Origin of the sequence: Pseudoneobacillus rhizosphaerae (assembly GCF_917563885.1) — a bacterium.
Taxonomy (GTDB): domain Bacteria; phylum Bacillota; class Bacilli; order Bacillales; family Cytobacillaceae; genus Pseudoneobacillus; species Pseudoneobacillus rhizosphaerae.
This window is the reverse complement of the sequence record NZ_CAKJTG010000043.1, coordinates 1-22084: the sequence shown is the minus strand read 5'-3', so window position 1 is coordinate 22084 and position 22084 is coordinate 1. Positions and strand designations below refer to the sequence as shown.

Here is a 22084-nt window from a genome sequence, read left to right as displayed (position 1 = left end):
GTTGATTCATATGTTGGTGAATTTCTTAAGAAAAAATAAAATTGCTGCTGCTTTATTCACAGTACTTCGAATTTATTTAGGATATGCTTGGTTAAATGCTGGGATACACAAGTTAACTGGAGGATTTGATGCAAGTGGATTTTTAAAAGGGGCTGTGGCAAATCCAGTCACTGGTCCAGATGGAATTGTGTATGGTGGCTGGGTAAGTTTCCTTGAAAGCTTTGCGATTCCAAATGCAGATATCTTTAATACTTTAATTCCTTGGGGAGAAACTTTAGTTGGTTTAGGTTTAATTCTTGGATGCTTAACTTCTGTAGCTGCTTTCTTCGCGGTAGTCATGAACTTTAGCTTTTTGTTATCTGGAACTGTAAGTCATAACCCAACTGACATCATCATGGGAGTACTTATTATGGTCGCTGGATACAATGCTGGAGTATACGGACTTGATCGTTATGTAGTTCCTTTCTTAAAGAAAAGATCTGGTAAAGAAGTAGAAGGCAAAAAAATAGCAGCTTAATTGCCACACACATAAAAAAGGAGGATTCAAATGAATCTTCCTTTTTTTATTGCGCATTCAGGATAGTCATCTGCTTCAAAATGAAGCAAGTGACCATCCCTGATGCTTTTTTTTGAAACTTTTATAAGTATGAAATCTTAAACTTGATTAACAGTTTTAAGGAGGAGTACATGTGAAAATGAAAAAAACGAATTACATAGAGTTATGCCACTTTTCAAGTAAACATTTAAATGTATTAAATTCATTTGAGCTACCTGAAGAACAAGGTCAATTCACGTCGTTACCAATCAATTATAAAGAAGTAACTGATGGTCAATATCGGATTGTTATTCTTTGTGATACTGAACCAGTAGGCTTTTTTTTGTTACACTCAACTGACCGAGTAAAAGAATATTCTAGTAATCCAAAGGCTATGTTGCTAACTTCATTATCCATTAATCATCAGAAGCAAGGAAAAGGTTATGCGAAACAAGCAATGTTGGAACTACAGGAGTTTGTTGAATCTGAATTTCCAAACTGTAATGAAATTGTCTTAGTTGTTAATCATAAGAACATTCCGGCTCAACAACTGTATTTAAAAGTGGGATTTCAAGATACTGGAGAAAGAAAAATGGGACCAATCGGTGAACAGTATGTTATGAATTTAATGCTCTAATAAACATTTAAATTTAGATGCGTTGTCCCGAGTAGGATTTACGCACTTTTCTATTAGGGGTAGCGCCAACATTTTGACATAAAACCCACGCTAATACAATTTATGGAAATGAAAAGCTGATTTCTACAACGCTAATAGAAAATCAGCTTTTTTACAGTTCATAATATTTTATAATTTTAATGGTCGTAGTTCATTTGAGTTAGGTGCTTTTTTAAAATCAAAAGTATATTCACCTAGAAAATTAATGTGTTCCCAACTTAATGGGGAGATATGAGATAACAATTCTTCTTTCAGCAATCCTTTTTCTTTTAGTATTTTTGTAGCTTCTGTTAAATAAACAGTATTCCAAACTGCAATAGCATTTATCAAGATGTTTAATGCACTAGCTCGTTGGAGTTGTTCCTGTAACCCTCTTTCTCTTAATTCTCCTCGTTTTCCAAAAAATAATGCTCTTGCCAATGCATTCATAGCTTCTCCTTTATTTAATCCCTTTTGAACACGACGACGTAATGTTTCGTTAGAGATATAGTCTAGTACAAAAAGAGTTTTTTCAATTCTTCCCAATTCACGTAAAGCTGTTGCCATTTTATTTTGGCGAGAATATGATCCTAATTTTCCTAAAATAAGAGAAGCTGAAACCTTTCTTTCCTGTATGGAGTGCGCAAGTCGTAATATATCATCATAATTATCTTCTATTATCTTAGTATTAATTTTTCCTTTTAAAAGACCATCAATTTTTAAGTAATCATTGGATTTATCGATAATATAGGTTTTTATTAGAGTTTTGTTAGATTGGGCAATTTACATATAATAGGAATATTGTTTATGATTACGTAGTAAACAATGGCCATTTTTACAAAGAATGAAAAAAAATACCATCTATTAAAAATTTTCCATCAATAAAACCTATACTCACCAGTCTATGAGAACTTGAATCTTGGTCAAAAGATCTAGTAAGAAGTTTACGGAGAAGGTTTAATAACTATTAATTAAGGGGTTAAATAGAATGAAATCATATAAAAAATGTCTTTTATTAATTTTAGGTTTTGTCTTGATTTTTAGCATTTCTTTTCAAAATACGTCATTTGCAGAAACACAAAGTATTGGAGAAGTAAGTATTAATGGGGAGTTCAATTTATTAGTAGATAATGAAGAAAAAATTGAAATTGAAACAGTACGAGAAGGGGTAAAAGGAATTTTAACTCTTGTTAGGGAAACAGGTGATATAACCGTAAAAACATATGAGAATTATGGATCCACTTAGGAATCGATAACAGAGTATAATGTGAATGTTGAAACGGCAACCGAAGAGAAAATTGAAGCAAGTTTTACAGATACTACTTCTGGTAAAGTCTATACGTCAAATAGCGATGTATTTTATGCAGATTTTGTCTGGATGATACCAATTGGTATCATCATTGGCGAAGCTTTACTTGCTCACTTAATATCTATAGGATTAGCATTAGTTATCGCTAGAGTAACATATACAATTGCCACAGAAGTGGCAGAAGAACTTAAAAAAAGAAGTGGTAATCACTATCCAGCAATTTTAATTCATGGTAAAGGTGTAATGATAGGTAATAAATCTATTAGTTTAAATGAAGCTGCAACTAGATTAATAGGACCTAAATATATTTCTGGTTTAAAGGGAGAACACGATAATGTTTGGTCAAAAAGTTCAAATTGGCTAAAGACGTAGCTTTTGTGGCATCAGGTTCAATTACAGCAAGGAAACCAATTGGACCTGAAAAAGAGGGAGGTTCGGGATATATAAATCATTATCATACCTGGAATCGTAGTGGAGGGCATTCTTTTTTCCACTATTAAAATCAAAGTTATAAATATGTGTCACATTTATTATCTTTTAATGTGTAATCTTTGTTCTGCTATCGAGCAACCCATATTTTACTTTAAATAATGCTGTTTCGGGAGGAATACTATCTTGAATTATTTTACAAAAGACTGGTATAACGAAATGACAATAATACGTTTTTTAGATTTTCCAGATACAATAGAAGAATGGGAAGAAAATACCCAAGTATTTTGCCAAGATAGTGATTTCATCAAAGTTTGTAAGGAAGAATTAGAAGAGCGAAAACAGGACTTGTTGAAATATCTTCCCGAACCATTTCATCCTTTCATTTATGATGGGACATTAAATACGACATATCCTTCGCCAAACCTAAGAAAATTGGCAGCAGATTGGGTGAAGAAAACAGAAGAAAAAACATTAAGTGTAATGAAAGAGTACGACAAGTTTTTCAAGTCCATAAAAAAGTTAATTCCACCTAACGCTCAAAAAATACACGATATTGGAATACATGATGCAAAGGTACTTGACTTTAAGAAAAATGATAAAACTTTTGAAATCATATTCGGTGACAGAAAATTAAAATTTACATTTACTAATGTTAAGAAACTGGCTATTCCAAACAGACTTTTAGAACGTTGGTGGCTCTATGCTGAAATATATCCCACAGAAATCGGATTTGAATTACGTGTTCTATTTGATGATATGAGTGAGTTGTTTCTTGAAGCAGATAATGTACTGATAGATAATATATAATTTTGTTTCTTAAAAGAATGTCTAAAGCTGATTTTCCCTTAAGTAGGAAAAATCAGCTTTTTATTGTTATAAATCTGGCTAAACTAATTATTTTATTCTTTTCGGTTTAACTACTAAAGGAACTGAAAAGAAGAAATATTCTTATTCCAATCTTCCAAATGTTACGAAATGGTATAAAATACTTTTTTTATTGAAAATATTCAATATTTTGTGGTGGTATTGCATACATTGCGAAAATATTACTTAGCGTACAAAATATCAGAAATGTTGGCGGTACACCTTAAAAGAGGAGAGTCAGTCTTTTGTTTTGTACTTTAGCGTTGGAAAATACATTAGTATTTTTCCAATTTTTGTATTAGCGTGGGTTTTATGTCATTATGTTGGTGGTACCCCTATTATAAGTAAAGAGTAGGCTTGTTGAAAAAAATCATAATAAATTACAGATTCAACAGAAGAAATAAAGAACAGTTTAAAAATTATTACAAAGCAGAATGAGGAAATTATATATCTATTAAGAAAACAAATAATATGGATCGTAATGTTAGTTGGTTTGGAAGGCTTAAAAATCGAAACCCATTGAAACTAATTACCTTTTTAATTCGTATTATATTAAACGGAAATATTATAAGGTTACCGGAATTAAACAGGGGGTAAATTGATGGATTCTATGGTTATTATTTCAGCTGGATTACCAATTAGTATATTTATTATGGTCGTAATTAGTTTTTATAAAGTGTTTTTAAAAAAGAAAAGTGTTACTCCATTCTATACTCCATTTGATGAAATAATGGGTCAGTCTCAAGTAGAATTTCACGTAGAACAGGAAATCCTTGCTGTAGATGAAGAACAGGGCGACGATTTCAATAAGGTTTGTAATAAATAGTATGTAGGAGGTTTATGGAAGAAGGAATAATCCTACAAAATGAAGAATAAAACTCTAAAAAACCTTAGGGAGTGTCATAATGAAATGGTTAGTTTGAAACTTATTCCATATAGATTGATAGAACAAAAGAAAGAAACAAATAATTTGGTTATTGTCCTACCGGGAGCTGGTTACACCACTCAGGCGCCATTGTTACACTTCACAACAGGGTTATTCTACAGTAAAGGTTTTGATGTATTACATATTAACTATACATTTAGTAGGCAAGAGATGACTGAGTTAAATGGAGTGGACTTCACTAGAGATGTGCAACTTGCAATCGATGAAGCAATAAAGAACAATGAATATAGTAATTATTATATAGTGGCTAAATCAATAGGAACCATAGCTTTAAGCCATCTGCTCAATAATAAAATGTTTAAAAATGCAAAGGTAATATGGTTGACTCCATTACTACAAAGAGATGATGTATTTAACGCCATGATAAATAGTGATCATAAGGCACTTTGTATTATTGGAGATAAAGATACTTGTTTCATTGTGGATCGCTATGAAAAATTGAAAAATAATGATGATCTTATCTTAAAAGTAGTTGATGGCGGAAATCACAGTTTAGAACTCGATGAAGAACCAATAAAATCTATTGAAATATTAAAAAGTGTCATTTCTGAGATTAATGAGTTTTAATAAGGAAGGTGGCGCCATTGGACAAGGTTGCCTTTTTCCTATCTCATTTTTTCTGAACCTTGTGCCAAAGATTTTCTGTCAATCGCTTCTGGTTGTTTTTCAAACCAACCATGTTTAACCATAATATTGAAAGATAATACACCAGCTTCCATAGCATGGGTAAATACTTTAGAGTAGTTCACGATTATATCTGATCTGAAGCTAGAACCGATTGATGCACCATAATAAGTAAGCGCAGCATTTACTAAAAATCCCGCGTGAAACATAATCAATTTGTCAGAAAAAGGACTTACAGTAGAATCAGTAATTTCATTATCCCATTTCTCAGGTATTGGCAAATGATCCTGTTGTAAGATAGCGTCAAAGCTTTGAGCATCTTTCCCCGCTAATTTAACGTTCTTCAACAGAAAATTACGAACGTCTTCCCGTTCCGCGACCTGACTAAAAGCCAAACTTAACGAACTGATAAATCCAGTTTTCGTTGAATTAAAGAAAAGGGTACTAATTTCCGAACTATTTAATGGTCTTTTGTCCCCAACTAAATTTTCAATGAATCCTGGTGATTCCATAAACTGAGGCATATCCGGTGAAGGAATAGATGGGACACTTGTAAAATTTGGCTGATTTTTAGCCAATGCCACTATTTTTTGGAACAATTCCTTTGAGGATGCCATACATTCAAAAAAATAATTCTGAAGGTCTAGTCGCTCCAAGTTGGTAATAGCTAAGCTATATGCGGTTAAACCATGTATGGTCATAATGTAGGAGTAAAAAAGTAAAAATTGGTCAGAAAAGAGACGTGGGGCATTGACATTCACGTCATTCTCTGTAAATCCAATTGGGACTTGGAAATTAGCACTTTTTAAGAATTCACTGATTTTCGTAACATGGCTCTCAGCTAACTGTAATGCGAACTCTAAAATGGCTTTTATTTCTTTGTCTTCTACACTGTTAAGAAAATATTTGTAAACACATATTGCCATACTATCACCTAAATACTGAAGCCAAAGAGCAGATACTTCGGAAGCAGTTAAGTGGTTGGTTTTTGGTTTCTTAAAAATACCCAAAGGAAATACCTCCAATCTTTCAATTGTATTCTGAAATTATTTTATGGAATTGATAATAAAGTATACAGGTAACTTGGAGGAGTTTTGTTTCAAAAATGCGCAAGTAAAAGAAGAGTTTTTTGCATTTTGTTAATTGTGATGAAACAAATAAGGAAGAGGTTTTTTAAAATAGCTACTTTTTTATTGGGTTAATATTAGTACTCACATCGCGATTATTGGATGCTGTATTGTTATCTGCTTCAGCCGTATCCACCATCTGGTTACCAATAACACCTCCTGAAATACTGCCTATAACCGTACCAATTAGTCCAAATTGAGCACCTATCATAGCACCCGCAACGGCATCAGTAAAAGTTCCAACTGCATCACCAAATTCACTGGTACCTTGACCAGCAATACTCTCAGCTTGATTGTTGCCACTTTCTTCTACATTTCCATCAAAGTTATTGCGTTCGTTACTGTGATTCATCTATTCACTCCTCGTTTCTTATAGGGTATATGTTAAATATGGACTCACATCATCCTAAACATATACTACCCAGATGAAGTTGTTTTATCCTTATTTTTTAATTGAAATCTATTTAAACGGAAAAGGATATTTATAAAGGTAACGGAAGGAGTGCTTGCATGTTAGATCCATTTTTTATGGGTGATTTTATGTTTCAAATTGTTCCTATTTTTATTGGGATTATTTTTATTATAGTTATCGGTGGTATATTATTTTCAGTTTTCAAAGGGATTGGTCAGTGGCACAAAAATGAGCAGTCTCCGAAATTAAGTGTGCCAGCTATAGTAAAATCTAAGCGAACAGATGTTTCCAAAGGGTCAAATATTCATCATCATCACTATCACCACCATACTTCAAGCACACATACAAGATATTTTGTTAGTTTCGAATTCGAAAGTGGTGACCGTTCGGAGTTCCATGTTTCGGGGAAGGAATACGGTTTACTTTCTGAAGATGACACGGGAATGTTATCCTTTCAAGGGACCCGATATTTAAAGTTTGAGAGAGTAATATTGAAGAAAGAGGATATTTAGGTAAGACGAAAATTGACGACTCAGAAAACATAGTAGTACACTCAATGCATTGTATGTCTCCAGGGTTATTTAAAGATATAATAGAATTCCATTAAAGAAAAACAAACGATGTGAGGATATGAACCTTCAGAATCGGTAATCTTAACAAAGGAATTTTTCCTTGGAGGGAATGTTAGGGATATCACAATATTAAAGGAGGCTATAAACAATATGAAAATCACTGTTACCAGTTTGTTCGTACAAGACCAAGAACAGGCACTGGAGTTTTATTCAGAAAAGTTGGGGTTTGTAAAAAAGGAAGACGTTCCCGTCGGAGATTATAGGTGGATAACGCTTGTTTCTCCTGAAGATCAGGGCGGTACTGAGCTTTTACTTGAACCGAATGTCCATCCTGCGGCAAAGGAGTATCAAAAGAAGATATTTGCCGATGGTATTCCAGCAACAATGTTTGGCGTTGCCGATATTCACAAAGAGTACAAACAATTATTAGAAAAAGGCGTGAAGTTTACAATGGAGCCGACAAAGGCGGGCGAAGTCACTATAGCTGTCTTCGACGATACATGTGGTAACCTTATTCAAATCGTGCAGAAGTAACTTAAAACGAATAACCAAGTTCTTACGACTATATTGCTATGCTTTGAGTTCGATGAAGAGTTTTTCAGCGAGAATTAAACCAATTTACACTAACCCTGTCCTATTATTAGGGCGGGGTTATACATTTTTAAGGCCGATAAGTATGCGGTGTTTATCTTGTACTTTACGGAACAAGCTATAGTTTTTAATGGAACTCTTTCTCTTCCTAACTCAATTATATCATATAAAAAATGGCCAAAATAGACTATTTATTCCCATTTGCTACTGCTAAAATACAATAGAACTATCATTAGATTCGTTGAGAGGGGTAAAGATAGTAAAGGAAGCCAAAAGAAATGATATGTAAGGAGAGATACAGTATGAGTTCTTTGGTTCTCGGTTTTCAGGAATTGAAAAAAACACAGCTTTTGCTCGTTGGCGGAAAAGGGTTGAATCTAGGAGAATTATCAAAAATTCAAGGAATACAAGTACCTGAAGGTTTTTGTGTGACAACAGTGGGATATCAAAAAGCCATTGAACAAAACGAAACATTTGAAGCATTGTTGGAAAAACTTACACCGCTAACGGTAGAGGATCGAGCTCAAATTGATGAAATCAGCAAAGAGATTAGACAATTCATTTTGGAAATAGATATTCCTACTGATGTTATAATAGCTGTTTCACACTTTCTCTCCAAGTACGGCGTAGAACATGCTTATGCCGTGCGCTCTAGTTCAACTGCTGAAGATTTACCACATACCTCTTTTGCTGGTCAACACGACACCTATTTAAATGTCATCGGAAATGAAGCAATCTTACATCATATTAGTAAATGTTGGGCTTCCTTGTTTTCTGCTCGTGCGGTAACCTACCGAATCCAAAATCAAATCGACCACAGACAAGTTTCTATATCCGTTATCGTTCAAAGGATGGTATTCCCACAGGCTTCAGGAATTTTATTTACCGCTGATCCGATTACCTTTAATCGAAAGCTCCTATCCATCGATGCCAGTTTTGGACTTGGAGAAGCTCTTGTATCTGGATTAGTATCTGCCGATGGGTATAAAGTACAGGGTGATCAAATCGTCAACAAGATGATAGCGACCAAAAAATTGGCTATCTATGGACGAAAAGAAGGTGGCACAGAGACTCAGCAGCTCAATCCTGATCAGCAAACAGCTCAAACACTTACGGACGAACAAATTTTACAATTATCTCGTATCGGTAGACAAATTGAAGCACATTTTGGATATCCACAAGATATCGAATGGTGTTTAGTTGATAATACATTTTATGTCGTGCAAAGTCGGCCAATCACGGTTCTATTCCCCATCCCTGAAGCAAATGATCAAGAAGATCATGTTTACGTATCGGTTGGTCATCAACAAATGATGACAGACGCTATCAAACCACTCGGTTTATCATTTTTCCTGTTAACGACTTTTGCACCGATGCGTAAGGCTGGTGGAAGATTGTTTGTTGATATTACAGCCAATTTGGCTTCACCTGTTAAAAGAGAAATGTTATTAAAAACTATAGGAGGTTCCGAGCCTCTCATAAAAGACGCACTGAATACTATAATAGAGCGTAATTTTATTAAATCTTTACCAGATGATAAAAACGAACAGATTCCTAGTAAAAGCAATAAAGTCATGTCGGCTGCAGGTTCTCAAACACCAAACGAATACGACCCAACAATTGTTTCGGACTTGATTGAAAAGAATCAAGCATCGATAGAAGAGTTAAAACAAAACATCGTAACAAAATCAGGTTCGGATTTATTTGATTTTATTACAGAGGATATCCAGCGGCTAAAGCAGATTTTATTTGATCCACAAAGTACAGGTGTCTTTATGGCTGCTATGAATGCTTCCACATGGATCAATGAAAACATGAACAAGTGGTTAGGTGAAAAAAACGCAGCGGATATGCTTTCTCAATCAGTACCAAACAATATTACTTCCGAAATGGGTCTGGCCCTTTTGGATGTCGCAGATGTGATTCGTCCATTTCCAGAGGTAATTGAATATTTACAAAAGGCAAAAGAGGATCACTTCTTGGAGGAACTGGTTCATTTTGAAGGTGGTCAAGAAACGCAAGACGCAATAATAGCTTTTCTTAACAAGTATGGTATGCGATGTCCCGGAGAAATCGATATTACTAGAACTCGTTGGAGCGAAAAACCAACTACACTAGTCCCCATGATTCTCAGTAACATTAAAAACCAAGAGCCAAATGCCAGCTATCGAAAATTTGAGCAAGGTCGACAGCAAGCTCTGAAAAAAGAACAAGAGTTATTAGAGCGATTGAAGCAATTGCCGGAGGGTGAACAAAAAGCTAGAGAAACAAAAATTAGGATTGATTTAATCCGGAATTACATGGGGTATCGCGAATATCCAAAATACGGCATGGTATATCGTTACTTCGTATACAAGCAGGCTTTACTAAAAGAAGCTGAACGACTAGTCCAAACAGGCGTAATTTTTAAAAAGGAAGATATATACTATCTTACTTTTGAAGAACTTCACGAAGTCGTACGCACAAATAAACTGGATTACGAGACGATTAGTAAACGAAAAGAGGAATACAAATTATATGAAAAACTAACCCCCCCGCGAGTTATCACGTCTGATGGTGAAATCATTGTAGGTGAGTACAAACGAGAAAATCTCCCAACGGACGCTCTTATAGGTCTAGCTGTTTCTTCTGGAGTGATAGAGGGACGTGCACGTGTCATCTTAAATATGGAGAATGCAAATTTAGAAGAGGGAGATATCTTAGTTACAACCTTCACTGACCCTAGCTGGACACCATTGTTTGTATCCATAAAAGGCCTTGTCACCGAAGTTGGTGGACTGATGACCCACGGAGCAGTTATCGCACGTGAATATGGCTTACCTGCAGTTGTCGGGGTGGAAAATGCTACCAAACTGATAAAAGATGGGCAAAGAATTCGCGTGCATGGAACAGAAGGATATATCGAAATATTGTAAGAACTTTAGAATTTGTTAAATAAGCTGAAGATATACAGATTTCAGACTGTATATCTTCAGCTATTTTTAAGGAGTGACTTATTTCATTTCATAGATTGACGGTTCATACGGTAATAAAACGGTTAAAGAGCTTTATGTAACAATGAGTGTTCGAATTTTCCAATAATATAATAATAGCGTCCCAGAGAGGAATGCCATACATCTATTTCTTATAACGAATAAAATCGAAATGGCTAGTAGGAACTTTTTTGATTAAATTCCCATTTACATCTTTATAAAACTCAAATTCCCTATAGGTTTCAACCAAGTAACCGTCCACTTCTTCTGTACTTTCCAAAATGTATTCGAACGTCGGGATAATCGTTTCAGTCTGATCAATTTCCGTTTCCACCTCATTTTCATCAGGCACAGTTACAGCTTCTATCTCATCAGGAGTGTATAGAATAGAGGAACGAAATTCTTTCGTAAGGGAATCTGTGGAGGCATCGTAGTAAAATGCCACACCCAAGCATACTAACACACCAATAATAGCCATGAATTTATTCATGATCAAAACCCCTTATCATAGTTTTCTATTTTAATATGTATGCATGTCCTGTCAGATTAATACAGTTTGCTACACTTTACACAATAAAATGTGGGAACAAAAAGCTGAATTTTGCAAAAAAATATAATTTAGTTAACAAATTTGAGTTAAATAGAGCCAATAGTTAAACTGGCATATTTTATCAACCATTATTGTTATTTTATCGACCACTATTTCACTTTTATCGACCGTTTCTTAAAATTTACTATAAAAACCTATATTAAAAATTACAAAAAGAATTGAACCAGTTCAAGCAGACAATGGCGTTGGAAATAAGTTATAATAAAGTTCTGAATATTCCTGGAAAAGGGACCTTAATATGATGTAATTTGGCGACTAAGACATTTAGGATAAATGAAAGACACTGACTTTTTGCTTTCTTGCAGGGAGTTTGGAAAAAGGATAATCAATGGAACAATGTCGAAGTAAATTACATAATTGATGAGATAACAGAATTACTTGTCATCTTAGTAAAAATAACAAATAAGTATAATTGAAAAGAGGATTAAATGTGGAAAAGGGGACAATTATCGTTCTAAACGGTGTTTCAAGTTCTGGAAAATCATCTTTAGCAAAGGAGTTAATCAAATTACTTCCTGACTTTTTTGCTTTTAGTATTGATGATTTTGATTTAGTTATTGAAAAGATGGAAGATAGGGTCGGGCAGCGGCTAATACCGATTGAAACAGAATATTTTTATTATAAAAATGTAGCCATGTTTTCAAACAGAGGCGTTAACTTAATACTTGATCAAATCATACATGACCCGTTAACATTAAAAAACTTTTATGAAGCATTAAACGGATATCCGGTTCTTTTCGTTGGAGTACACTGTCCTGTTGAGGAGCTTTTACATAGAGAACAGTCAAAGGGAGATCGCCGAACAGGGTTAGCAGCTTCTCAACTTGAATATGTTCATAAGCAAGAAATATACGATGTTGAGGTTAACACATTCAATCAATCTTTATCTGAATGCGCCAAGGAAATAGCGGAACGATTAAAGAGCACTACCCCTTTAATAGGTTTCAAAAAATCATTTGAGCTTGTTGAAAACTCAAGTTTTAATCTCAACAAATAAGAACCCGTAGCTGGAATAAAAATACTGTGAGAACAGATTTATTACCTTTGAGCCAAAACAAGCAGCTAAAAAGCTTGATTTTGGCTTTTTTATTGAATTATTGGCTGCCAAGTCAATATTTTAACCGTAGTTACCATCAAATTAATTTTGATTTTAATAAGAATGTGCTCTAACAAATTTCAACACCCAGATGGAACAACGAATTAAATGGTTTCTATTTGATATAACCCCACCACAAGTACGTAAAAATACATCTTGTGTGGACCTTTTTTGAAAGGTACAGTTATGTAAAAATGGATGTAAGGAGATGAACGCTGTGTTCAATGATTTTAAGGTAACTGGAGGCCGTCCTGTCTATATTCAACTTAAGGAATATTTGAAAAGAATGATAACTAATGGGCATCTCCTTGTACACCAAAAACTTCCATCCACCCGTGAACTAAGCTTTTTATTATCCATTAGCCGAAACACCGTTCTTACTGCGTATGCGGATTTAGAACAAGAAGGCTATATTTATGCCATAAAAGGAAAAGGCAACTTTGTCAGCCAAGTTGAAACGTCCAAAGCCCCTACCATTGAGTTGAACTGGTCAGATAAAATAAATGATCAGACCTTTTTAGCAAATGAATTGGACCTCATGAAGAAGGGCGTTAACTGGAATAAAGAAACGATTTTTTTTACAAGTATCGCTCCAGATGAAAACCTTTTTGATGTAGATAATTTTAAAAGGGCATTTATAAATCGGATGTCTATTGAAGGAAACGCAATTCTTAACTATGGCTATGCAAAAGGTTATAAACCTCTTATTGATTATCTGCTTCACTATATGGAAATTAAGGGAGTGGATATTACAAACAAAGCCATTTTAATTACCAATGGATTTACGGAAGGCCTGGATATCGTACTTTCCTCCCTAAAAAAAAATAATGGACGGATTATTTGTGAAAATCCAACTCATCATTCCGCACTCAAACTCTTTCAATTACACGGCTTTGAAATTCATGGGATTAAAATGGATGATGATGGAGTGCATGTTAAACACCTAGAACAATCTTTAGCAGAAAGGGAATATGATTTTGCCTATCTAATTCCTTCCTATCATAATCCGACCGGAATCGTTACGTCCTCTGAAAAAAGAATGGAACTCATGGACCTATTTTCTAAGTTTAACCTTCCCATTATTGAGGACGGATTTAACGAAGAATTACGGTACTCAGGTTCTCATTTAGCACCATTAATTTCATTTGCTGGACTCGGAAACAATGTCATCTATATCAGCAGTTTCTCGAAAATCCTTTTTCCAGGCCTTCGTGTTGGGTGGGTTTTAGCTGACAAAGATTTAATTTATTATTTAGAAAGTGTAAAAAGGGCTCGTACTATTCATACGTCAACATTGGATCAAGCCGTGTTATATCAATATCTACAAGAAGGCTATTTTGAAAAGTATTTAAAAAAAGCAAAATCCGTCTATAAGAAAAAGTATGAAATAGCCGTCCAGTATTGCAAGTTATATATTCCTTTCAAAAGAATGACTGGTGATGGAGGACTTCACCTTTTTATAGAACTTGAAGAAACAATCGACTCACGAAAACTTTTGGAAAAATGCTATCAAAAGGGCACTGTATTTTCACCAGGAGATGTGTTTTATACAGATGGCAGTGGAAAAAATACGTTTAGATTAGGTTTTTCAAGATTGAAAGAAAAAGAGATTATTCAAGGAATTAAAATTATTGGTGATGAATTAAAAAATATGATGGAGGCTAAAAAATGAGAGTCGGCGTAATTATGGGAGGCATTTCCTCCGAAAAGAATGTGTCTCTTATGACAGGGCAAGAAATGATGTTGAATTTAGATGAAAATAAATATGAGATTGTACCAATCGAGTTAAATGACAAAAAGGATCTGGTTGAAAAGTCCAAGAATCTAGACATCGCTTTATTAGCTCTACATGGAAAATATGGTGAAGATGGCACCGTCCAAGGGACCCTCGAATCCATGGGAGTTTACTACACAGGAAGCGGAGTACTTTCAAGCAGTTTATGCATGGATAAGAATATCTCGAAAAAACTCATTCGATATGAAGGTGTTCAAACACCAGATTGGATTCACCTAACAAGTATAGATGAGCTTGATTTAAATGAATTAGACATGCTTGGCTACCCGTTAGTAGTGAAACCAAATTCAGGAGGTTCGAGTGTAGGAGTAAAGATAGTTTATGATAAAAAAACAATAAAGTCTGCCATTTCCGAAGTGTTTGAATGGGATTCAGAAGTGTTGATAGAACAGTATGTAAATGGCGAGGAAATTACCTGCTCAATCTTAGATGGGAAACTATTACCCGTTGTTTCCATTCGCCATCGTGCTGAGTTTTTTGATTTTACCGCTAAGTATGAGGATGGTGGTGCAATAGAAGAAGTGATCCACCTCCCACCTAATCTGCATACCCTAGTATCACATGCTGCTATGACCTGTTATAAATCACTGAAATGCAGCGTATACGCCCGAATCGATATGATGATTAAAGAAGGCATTCCTTATGTGATGGAAGTTAATACATTACCAGGTATGACGAAAAATAGCCTGTTGCCAAAAAGCGCACACGCAGCAGGTATCTCTTATAGTAAGCTATTAGACTTGATCATTGAACACTCACTTAAAGTTAGAGCGATGGAGTAATAAAATAGTATCAATACTATTTAGGGTTTTAAATATGACAATTTGATAACTGATATATTAGTATATTTTAGCAGCTCCCATCAAGGGGGCTTTATTTTTTTCTATGCGTGCAGGAAAAATAGAAATTCTGTGGAAATTTAAGGTATTATTCTAAAAATTATCGTTTTATACAAGATACATTACTTAATATTTCGTTTGGGCAGGAGATTAATATGATAATAAAAATGACTCTATTTAATATGAAGGATTATAAAAATCCAAACGAATGTTTCGTTGTATCAGGGAGAATTATCCCTACATTTAAAAACAACGTTTGGAAATATACAGAGGAAGTATTTTCTGAACCTTATTTCAAGAAATATGAAGATGACGAAATTGAGAGCAGTTATATTGAAGATGAGGGGAAGGTTGTATTTTTATATTATCTTGAAAACAACTGCATTGGTCGGATTAAGATTCGATCTAATTGGAATGGATATGCACTAATTGAGGACATAGCTGTTGCAAAAGATTATAGAAAAAATGGTGTTGGAACAGCTTTATTAAATAAAGCTATTGAGTGGGCAAAGGAGAAAGATTATAGTGGTCTTATGCTTGAAACACAAGATATTAATGTTTCAGCCTGTCATTTTTATGCCAAAAATCACTTTGTAATAGGTGCAGTAGATACTATGCTTTATTCAAACTTTTCAACAGCAAATGAAATGGCGATTTTTTGGTACTATAAATTTTAACGAAGTATGATTTAACAAATAGTGATTTTTCAATAATCCGTCTTTATTGACTGTTCAAAAGAAGACTATAATGAAACAAATGTACTGCAACATTAAGGAGACATAGAATTAATGTATCAATTAATAAAGAAAGCACTTGAACCTTATTCAATAGGGAACAAATCATTGGAGATTGAAAAAGAGTTACATACGGATAGTTGGAATAGTGACCTACATTACAAAATTGTTGTTGATGGAAAACCATTTTCTGCAAGATTCATTAAACATAATCGTTCTCCAAACAATGTATTTGGTGAAATTTCAAATGAAATTTTATATGAACAAACCAAGTTTTGCCGTTTTCTTGTAAACAATCAAATTCAGTTTATGCGTCTATTGCCAGTATCAGAGAATGTACCATTTACTACTATTGATTGGGAAGAAGAGGTTTATCGTTTTATTATATTTGAATGGATTGAAGGTAAACATATAACGTATTGTGATGAGTACATCGCAGAGGAATTTGGAAAAGTGGCAAGAAAGTTTCATGATATTTCCAGTTCATATAAAACTTCTGTGTTCCCGAAAAAATCCCATCTAGTTGGTTATTCCCAATTTGTTGATAATCTTCGAAGTAAAGTTAAAGAATTTGAAATTTCATTTGAAAATTTAGCGATGGTAGAGGAATATCTTGAAACAACAGAACAACATATAGAAAATGCAAAGACGAAGCAATTTGACTATATTGTACAATCAGATTTAAATCCCCTCAATGTTATATGGGATGAAGATAAAAAAGTAATAGGAATTGTTGATTTTGAATCAATTGGATACAGTGATAGAATTGAAGGCTTAGCTTGGCTAATCAAATGGTATTCCAGAACAAAAGGAATACATTCTACAGAAATGTCTCCCCATGCTGCAAATGCTTTTTTAAAAGGTTACAAGGCAAATGATTTTTTAGAAAAAAGTGATTTTGACCGACTATCCTCTCTTATATGGTTATCAGGATGCATCAATTGGAACTTCGTTAGAAATACAATTAAAATCTTAGAAACAAATGATAATTTAATAATAAGCAAACACATAGAAGCTTATAAAAAGCGAGGTAAGGAATTATTATCATTAATCCCGTAAACTTAAATTCTTCGACTAAAGGGAGCTTTACACATTAACAGTTGTGCCTACTGTACGGGCAATATAGTATAGGAAGGGTGGAGTTTGAAATAAAAGTAAATCCAATAGAATTTCATGTTCGTAATTTTAGTTATTTTATTAGGTCAGCACAAGAGAATGATGCGAAAAACTTGTCTGAAGTTCGATTGCAGATAGATGGGGAAACAGAAAATATGGATAGAGAAAAAGGTGAAGCATACATAGATGAAGTAGGTTTTAAACAACTAATCAAAGAAGATACAGTAAGTGCCAGAAATCTTTTTTTAGTTTCCGAAGCAAATGGAAGGATTGTTGGCTTCTCTAGGTGTGAAGGCAATCAGTTGAAAAGAATGTCTCATAAAGTTGAATTTGGTGTTTGTGTACTAAAGGAATTCTGGGGATATGGCATTGGTGCAAACTTGTTAAAAGAAACCATTAGATGGGCTGAGACAGAAGAAATTAAGAAAATTACTTTGAATGTACTTGAAACCAACGAAAAAGCCATAAAACTCTATAAAAACTATGGTTTTGAAGTAGAGGGAGTATTAAAGAAGGATAAGCTACTATCAGATGGAAATTATTATAATACCGTAATAATGGGAAGATTTAATGAATAATTACAACTTCTAATTGGTTCTCATTAGTCAACTAACTGTCTTTTAGTGGAATAATAAAAGCCTAATTCCACCAAAGATTACAGAGGGATTAGTGCTTTGATTTCTTTCAATCACCTTAACCTTATAACTTGGTAAAATCACTGGCAATAGGTGGTAAAAAGAGAGCAATCAATGGTGAAAATATTTGTGTTTTTTTAAATACTAATAGTAGTAAAGTTAGTGGAGTGCTGCTTTATTCAGGGGTGTATATGAATGCAAATAAGACTTGCAAAAATGAATGATTTGCAGAAAATTTTATCAATTTTGAATGAAGCAACTCTGGATTTACAACAAAAAGGTATAGATCAGTGGGATTATCCTTGGAATAAAAACAAAATAGTAAATCAAATAAAGAATAACAGCTCCTATGTGTTATTAGATGACGATAAAATAATAGGGACTTTTTGTATAACGGATATAGATCATATAAATGAGTTTTCAGTTAATGTAGGAAGTAATTATCTTTCTCAAATTGCCATTTTACCTATGTTTCAAGGAAGGAAATTTGGTTCTGAAATAACGAATTTTTCATGTTCTTTTGCAAAAGAACAAAATAAAACTCTATATTTAGACTGTTGGGCTGGAAATGAAAAGTTAAAAGAGTTTTATTTGAGGAATGGCTTAAAGTATATAGGTGATTTTCCTGAAGGAGATTACTTCATTAGTATTTTTAAATATACCTAACATCATTATAGACGAATACATTGGTATTTAGAAAGGAGTTCCACATGAAAATGATTGATGAATACTTTGAAACTGCGATGGAAGCCTGGGCAATGATGCAAAAGACTACAGGTGATGAAGGAGCAGAATGGGCGGAAAGGTTTGAACGTTACTTTTATGAATTTATCGATGAATTGAAAAAATGGTGGGAGACACTTGATCCAAAACCAACGAATATGGAGGATACTGAGGAGTTACCTGAAATAAAAAAATGGATGGAGCAAATCCCTGCTCCTGTACAACTCAATTTCCTTACAGAATTAGAGGATATATTGGATGGGTTAGAAACGAGACGTTTTGATTAAAAACGATAGAATGGTGTGGGTATTTTGAATAAGCTACGTTTCATTCTCTTGTTAATTTTTTTATCCATCCTCCAAACTGGTTGTAATGTATTTTTTGAATCCAAAAGTACCATACCGATTGAGATGGTAGCTTTCAATCGCCTTTCGGATGAAGAAAAGGATTTAATCCCAGTAAGCCCTAAAGATTCGATCGTACAGAAAATACGTGTTAATGATGAAATTGAGTCCTTTTTTGATAAGGATTATCACAAAGATCAAGTATACTCTGTTTCGTTTAACAATACTGAGACTAATTTTTCGGGAAAACTCGAAGTTTTTGTTGATTTAGATAAAATCACAGTTGTTGGGAAAAGAAATATGAGCAAATAATTTTTGTTCTTCCTTGTTAAATAATATTTGTTCAACCGTTTGACATAATGTTTTTACGGAATTGTGAAGGTTTCTAATACTCCCACATGGTTTACTGATTTTCTTGTATATTGATAGTGTAATCATTAATTAAATTAAATTAAATTAAATTATCAATAGAAAGGAAGTTGATTTACATGTTGGTAAAGTTCATTAGAAATAATAAAATTGCTGCTGCTTTATTCACAGTACTTCGAATTTATTTAGGATATGCTTGGTTAAATGCTGGGATTCACAAGCTTACTGGAGGATTTGATGCAAGTGGATTTTTAAAAGGGGCTGTAGCAAATCCAGTCACTGGTCCTGATGGAATTGTTTATGGTGGCTGGGTAAGTTTCCTTGAAAGCTTTGCGATTCCAAATGCAGATATCTTTAATACTTTAATTCCTTGGGGCGAAACTTTAGTTGGTTTAGGTTTAATTCTTGGATGCTTAACTTCTATAGCTGCTTTCTTCGCGGTAGTCATGAACTTTAGCTTCTTGTTATCTGGAACTGTAAGTCATAACCCAACTGACATCATCATGGGAGTACTAATTATGGTCGCTGGTTACAATGCTGGTGTATTCGGACTTGATCGTTATGTAGTACCTTTCTTCAAGAAAAGATTTGGTAAAGACGTAGAAGGCAAAAAAATAGCTGCTTAGTTGTAGCACATATATGTAAAGGTTGATTCAAATGAATCAACCTTTTTTTTATCTTGCATGGGGAGTGTTCTTCTACTTCAATTTGAAGCAGAAAACACTCCCCATGCTATATTTATGTAAAATATATATAACTTTATGTATACTTTACTTTACATTATGCATATAATATATTACAAGATGTAAATAAAACCTTACAGGAGGTGTAAACCATGACCTATCAAGAAAAGAAAAGTATCGTTTCTTTGATTAGCGCCATACTCATTTTCGGAATGTATAGCTTGTACATGTACCCTCAGTACCCAAAAGGCGGTGTAGAATCGATTGAAACATTTCGCTATTGGGGTTCCTTCGTCCTTATTTTGACGTTGGTTTCAATTATCGCGCACATTATTATCAGCATTATGTTTAACATTGTTTTTCGAATTACGACCAACGAAAAAGAACCAAAATTTGCGGATGAATTGGATAAATTAATTGAGTTGAAAGCATTCCGTAATTCTTTTTTTCTGTTTATCATCGGCTTTCTTCTTGCAATGGGATCACTAATTATCTATCAGCCGTTACATGTGATGTTCATTATCCTAATCTTATCCGGATTTATTTCCGATGTGACCGGATCCGTTACGAAACTATATCACTATAGGAGAGGAGTCTAATATGGGCAAAAATCTTGTCGGCAATCATATACGTAGATTACGATTCAACCATGATGAAATGACCCAGCAGCAATTAGCTGACAAGGTAGGTGTAACTAGACAAACGATTGTGGCTCTCGAAAAGGGAAATTACTCCCCATCTCTAGAATTGGCTTTTCGAATTGCACATGCCTTTGATTTACCGTTGGAAGAGGTATTCTTTTATGGAGATAACACCTAGATCTAAAAACTTGGTTGATATTGCTTTACCGTTTATGAATTTATTAAAAGGCGGAGATGAAAATGAATTCAAACAAAAAAGCAGCAAGAATAGTCGGAGTACTATTTATACTCGCAGCCGTTTCAGCGGTAGCAGGTCTTCTATTATATGATCCTATCCTAAAAGGTCCCGATTATCTGATAAAAGGTTCTGAACACTATAACCAGGTGATATTGGGGGCAGTTTTGGAGTTAATTCTGGTCGTTTCAGCGATTGGTACGGCAACTACAATGTTTCCATTGTTAAGAAAGTATAATGAAACGATAGCTCTTTGGCATGTGTGCTTCCGGTTTCTTGAAGCGGTTGTCATTACAATTGGTATAATCAGTGTACTGTCCCTACTGACCTTAAGCAGGGAATATGTGGCTGGAGGTTTTACTGATATCGCCTCTTATCAAGTTTCAGGAACTCTATTAAAAGCGATACATGAATGGACATTTTTGCTTGGCCCTAATTTCATGCTAGGTATCAATACCATGATGTACAGTTATATATTTTATAAATCCAAACTCGTACCAAGGTTTATTTCTATCCTAGGTATGACAGGGGCAACTCTCATTTTTATTTGTGCCTTTTTAGTCATGTTCGGTGTAATTGAACAAGTTTCTTTATGGGGTGGTCTATTGGCCATACCTGTAGCAGCCAATGAAATGATTTTAGCCGTTTGGCTTATCGTTAAAGGATTCAATGTATCTGCAATAGATTTACTTTCTACCAAAAAGAAAGAGTCTGCAAATTTGAATTTCTAGAATTTAAAATTGAATTGATGAGGAATGGGAACAGTACTTATGCTTCAATACGAAGCGGTAGGACCGTTCCCATTTACTTATTAAACCGTTCCGTTTTGAGGTGCATAATGGTAAATTGACATCAGAAATGGCGTACGAATTGACGAATGCCATTTCCCTTTCACATAAGGATTGTTTATACCTTTTTGACAAAGAAATTTAAAGGAAAAAGTATATTGTACACTCAAAATTAAGTATCAATTGGGATGTCAATTCTTATGATTATGACGCTTCTTATCCTTAATTTAGTAACCAGTGATTAAAATAAGCGGAGATTTTTCCGTTAAACTTCGGAATAGTGCTTGGTTCGGGGATATAAGCGGAGGTTTTCCGGTTAAGCAAAGGAAAATGACCCATTTTGACGTTTTTTGAGTAAATAGTCGGAATCCTTCCGTCTATTTACGCTATTTTTAGGTCTATTTCGAAATTAAGGGAAGTTTCTCCGCTTATTGGGG

General features: G+C 34.1%; 26 protein-coding genes and 1 pseudogene. 23 read left to right on the top strand and 4 right to left on the bottom strand.

Annotated features, from left to right (window positions below; genetic code table 11):
- Together LRP83_RS22055 and LRP83_RS22050 are read left to right on the top strand one after the other, a co-directional pair.
- Positions 1-517, top strand: a 517-nt coding sequence (locus tag LRP83_RS22055) for a DoxX family protein (protein WP_435531383.1), incomplete at its 5' end; no start/stop codon positions are given.
- Between the two features lie 178 nt (positions 518-695).
- The gene (locus LRP83_RS22050) at positions 696-1172 is read left to right on the top strand and encodes a GNAT family N-acetyltransferase (RefSeq protein ID WP_230498989.1); all 477 of its coding nucleotides are present in this window, start codon (positions 696-698) and stop codon (positions 1170-1172) included.
- A 168-nt stretch (positions 1173-1340) separates the two neighbouring features.
- Here the strand turns inward: LRP83_RS22050 and LRP83_RS22045 are convergent.
- Positions 1341-1946 (bottom strand): annotated as a pseudogene (locus tag LRP83_RS22045) (Tn3 family transposase); the annotation flags it as partial.
- A gap of 232 nt (positions 1947-2178) precedes the next feature.
- Here LRP83_RS22045 and LRP83_RS22040 point away from each other — a divergent pair.
- The 5 genes from LRP83_RS22040 to LRP83_RS22020 all read left to right on the top strand — a co-directional run bounded on the left by LRP83_RS22040 (position 2179) and on the right by LRP83_RS22020 (position 5308).
- On the top strand, positions 2179-2436 hold the full coding sequence (locus tag LRP83_RS22040; RefSeq protein WP_230498987.1) for a hypothetical protein: 258 nt from the start codon (positions 2179-2181) through the stop codon (positions 2434-2436).
- A 21-nt stretch (positions 2437-2457) separates the two neighbouring features.
- Positions 2458-2871, top strand: coding sequence for a hypothetical protein (locus tag LRP83_RS22035; RefSeq protein ID WP_230498986.1), 414 nt, complete (start codon positions 2458-2460; stop codon positions 2869-2871).
- 243 nt (positions 2872-3114) lie between these two features.
- The gene (locus LRP83_RS22030; protein ID WP_230498985.1) at positions 3115-3738 is read left to right on the top strand and encodes a DUF4085 family protein; all 624 of its coding nucleotides are present in this window, start codon (positions 3115-3117) and stop codon (positions 3736-3738) included.
- Between the two features lie 658 nt (positions 3739-4396).
- Positions 4397-4621, top strand: a complete 225-nt coding sequence (locus tag LRP83_RS22025) for a DUF3951 domain-containing protein (protein WP_230498984.1) — start codon at positions 4397-4399, stop codon at positions 4619-4621.
- A gap of 114 nt (positions 4622-4735) precedes the next feature.
- Positions 4736-5308: an alpha/beta hydrolase gene (locus LRP83_RS22020; protein WP_230498983.1), complete on the top strand. Its 573-nt coding sequence runs from the start codon at positions 4736-4738 to the stop codon at positions 5306-5308.
- Between the two features lie 38 nt (positions 5309-5346).
- Here LRP83_RS22020 and LRP83_RS22015 read toward each other — a convergent pair whose 3' ends face one another.
- Positions 5347-6375 (bottom strand): DUF3231 family protein, encoded by a 1029-nt coding sequence (locus tag LRP83_RS22015; RefSeq protein WP_230498982.1) that lies wholly within the window; start codon positions 6373-6375, stop codon positions 5347-5349.
- 172 nt (positions 6376-6547) lie between these two features.
- Complete coding sequence (locus LRP83_RS22010; RefSeq protein ID WP_230498981.1) at positions 6548-6844, bottom strand: glycine zipper 2TM domain-containing protein; 297 nt, start codon at positions 6842-6844, stop codon at positions 6548-6550.
- A 158-nt stretch (positions 6845-7002) separates the two neighbouring features.
- On the opposite strand from LRP83_RS22010, the gene LRP83_RS22005 reads away from it, so the two are divergent.
- The 3 genes from LRP83_RS22005 to ppsA all read left to right on the top strand — a co-directional run bounded on the left by LRP83_RS22005 (position 7003) and on the right by ppsA (position 10982).
- Entirely contained in the window at positions 7003-7416 is a 414-nt protein-coding gene (locus LRP83_RS22005; RefSeq protein ID WP_230498980.1) for a DUF2500 domain-containing protein, read from the top strand.
- Positions 7417-7626: 210 nt separating this feature from the next.
- Positions 7627-8010 carry a VOC family protein gene (locus LRP83_RS22000; RefSeq protein WP_230498979.1) on the top strand — a complete coding sequence of 128 codons (384 nt, stop codon included), beginning with the start codon at positions 7627-7629 and terminating at the stop codon, positions 8008-8010.
- Between the two features lie 359 nt (positions 8011-8369).
- A complete protein-coding gene (gene ppsA, locus LRP83_RS21995; RefSeq protein ID WP_230498978.1) occupies positions 8370-10982 on the top strand; it encodes a phosphoenolpyruvate synthase in 2613 nt (870 codons plus the stop codon).
- A gap of 202 nt (positions 10983-11184) precedes the next feature.
- On the opposite strand, the gene LRP83_RS21990 is transcribed toward ppsA, so the two are convergent.
- The gene (locus LRP83_RS21990) at positions 11185-11529 is read right to left on the bottom strand and encodes a hypothetical protein (RefSeq protein WP_230498977.1); all 345 of its coding nucleotides are present in this window, start codon (positions 11527-11529) and stop codon (positions 11185-11187) included.
- A 550-nt stretch (positions 11530-12079) separates the two neighbouring features.
- Between LRP83_RS21990 and LRP83_RS21985 the strand changes: the two genes are divergently transcribed.
- The 13 genes from LRP83_RS21985 (at position 12080) to LRP83_RS21925 (ending at position 21590) form a co-directional block, all read left to right on the top strand.
- Positions 12080-12646: a chloramphenicol phosphotransferase CPT family protein gene (locus LRP83_RS21985; RefSeq protein WP_230498976.1), complete on the top strand. Its 567-nt coding sequence runs from the start codon at positions 12080-12082 to the stop codon at positions 12644-12646.
- A gap of 316 nt (positions 12647-12962) precedes the next feature.
- The gene (pdxR, locus tag LRP83_RS21980; protein WP_230498975.1) at positions 12963-14417 is read left to right on the top strand and encodes a MocR-like pyridoxine biosynthesis transcription factor PdxR; all 1455 of its coding nucleotides are present in this window, start codon (positions 12963-12965) and stop codon (positions 14415-14417) included.
- Entirely contained in the window at positions 14414-15322 is a 909-nt protein-coding gene (locus LRP83_RS21975; RefSeq protein ID WP_230498974.1) for a D-alanine--D-alanine ligase, read from the top strand. The genes pdxR and LRP83_RS21975 overlap by 4 nt, the downstream gene beginning before the upstream one ends.
- A 212-nt stretch (positions 15323-15534) precedes the next feature.
- Positions 15535-16056 carry a streptothricin N-acetyltransferase SatA gene (gene satA, locus LRP83_RS21970; protein ID WP_230498973.1) on the top strand — a complete coding sequence of 174 codons (522 nt, stop codon included), beginning with the start codon at positions 15535-15537 and terminating at the stop codon, positions 16054-16056.
- Positions 16057-16167: 111 nt separating this feature from the next.
- Positions 16168-17172 (top strand): phosphotransferase enzyme family protein, encoded by a 1005-nt coding sequence (locus LRP83_RS21965; protein WP_230498972.1) that lies wholly within the window; start codon positions 16168-16170, stop codon positions 17170-17172.
- A 77-nt stretch (positions 17173-17249) separates the two neighbouring features.
- Entirely contained in the window at positions 17250-17807 is a 558-nt protein-coding gene (locus LRP83_RS21960) for a GNAT family N-acetyltransferase (RefSeq protein ID WP_435531382.1), read from the top strand.
- Between the two features lie 252 nt (positions 17808-18059).
- Positions 18060-18530, top strand: a complete 471-nt coding sequence (locus tag LRP83_RS21955) for a GNAT family N-acetyltransferase (RefSeq protein WP_230498971.1) — start codon at positions 18060-18062, stop codon at positions 18528-18530.
- A 44-nt stretch (positions 18531-18574) separates the two neighbouring features.
- A complete protein-coding gene (locus LRP83_RS21950) occupies positions 18575-18874 on the top strand; it encodes a hypothetical protein (RefSeq protein WP_230498970.1) in 300 nt (99 codons plus the stop codon).
- Between the two features lie 24 nt (positions 18875-18898).
- A complete protein-coding gene (locus LRP83_RS21945; protein WP_230498969.1) occupies positions 18899-19243 on the top strand; it encodes a hypothetical protein in 345 nt (114 codons plus the stop codon).
- 176 nt (positions 19244-19419) lie between these two features.
- Positions 19420-19926 (top strand): DoxX family protein, encoded by a 507-nt coding sequence (locus LRP83_RS21940; protein WP_230498968.1) that lies wholly within the window; start codon positions 19420-19422, stop codon positions 19924-19926.
- A 209-nt stretch (positions 19927-20135) separates the two neighbouring features.
- Complete coding sequence (locus LRP83_RS21935) at positions 20136-20582, top strand: hypothetical protein (RefSeq protein WP_230498967.1); 447 nt, start codon at positions 20136-20138, stop codon at positions 20580-20582.
- 1 nt (position 20583) lies between these two features.
- A complete protein-coding gene (locus tag LRP83_RS21930) occupies positions 20584-20802 on the top strand; it encodes a helix-turn-helix transcriptional regulator (protein ID WP_230498966.1) in 219 nt (72 codons plus the stop codon).
- A gap of 62 nt (positions 20803-20864) precedes the next feature.
- On the top strand, positions 20865-21590 hold the full coding sequence (locus LRP83_RS21925) for a DUF4386 domain-containing protein (RefSeq protein WP_230498965.1): 726 nt from the start codon (positions 20865-20867) through the stop codon (positions 21588-21590).
- Positions 21591-22084 lie beyond the last annotated feature (494 nt).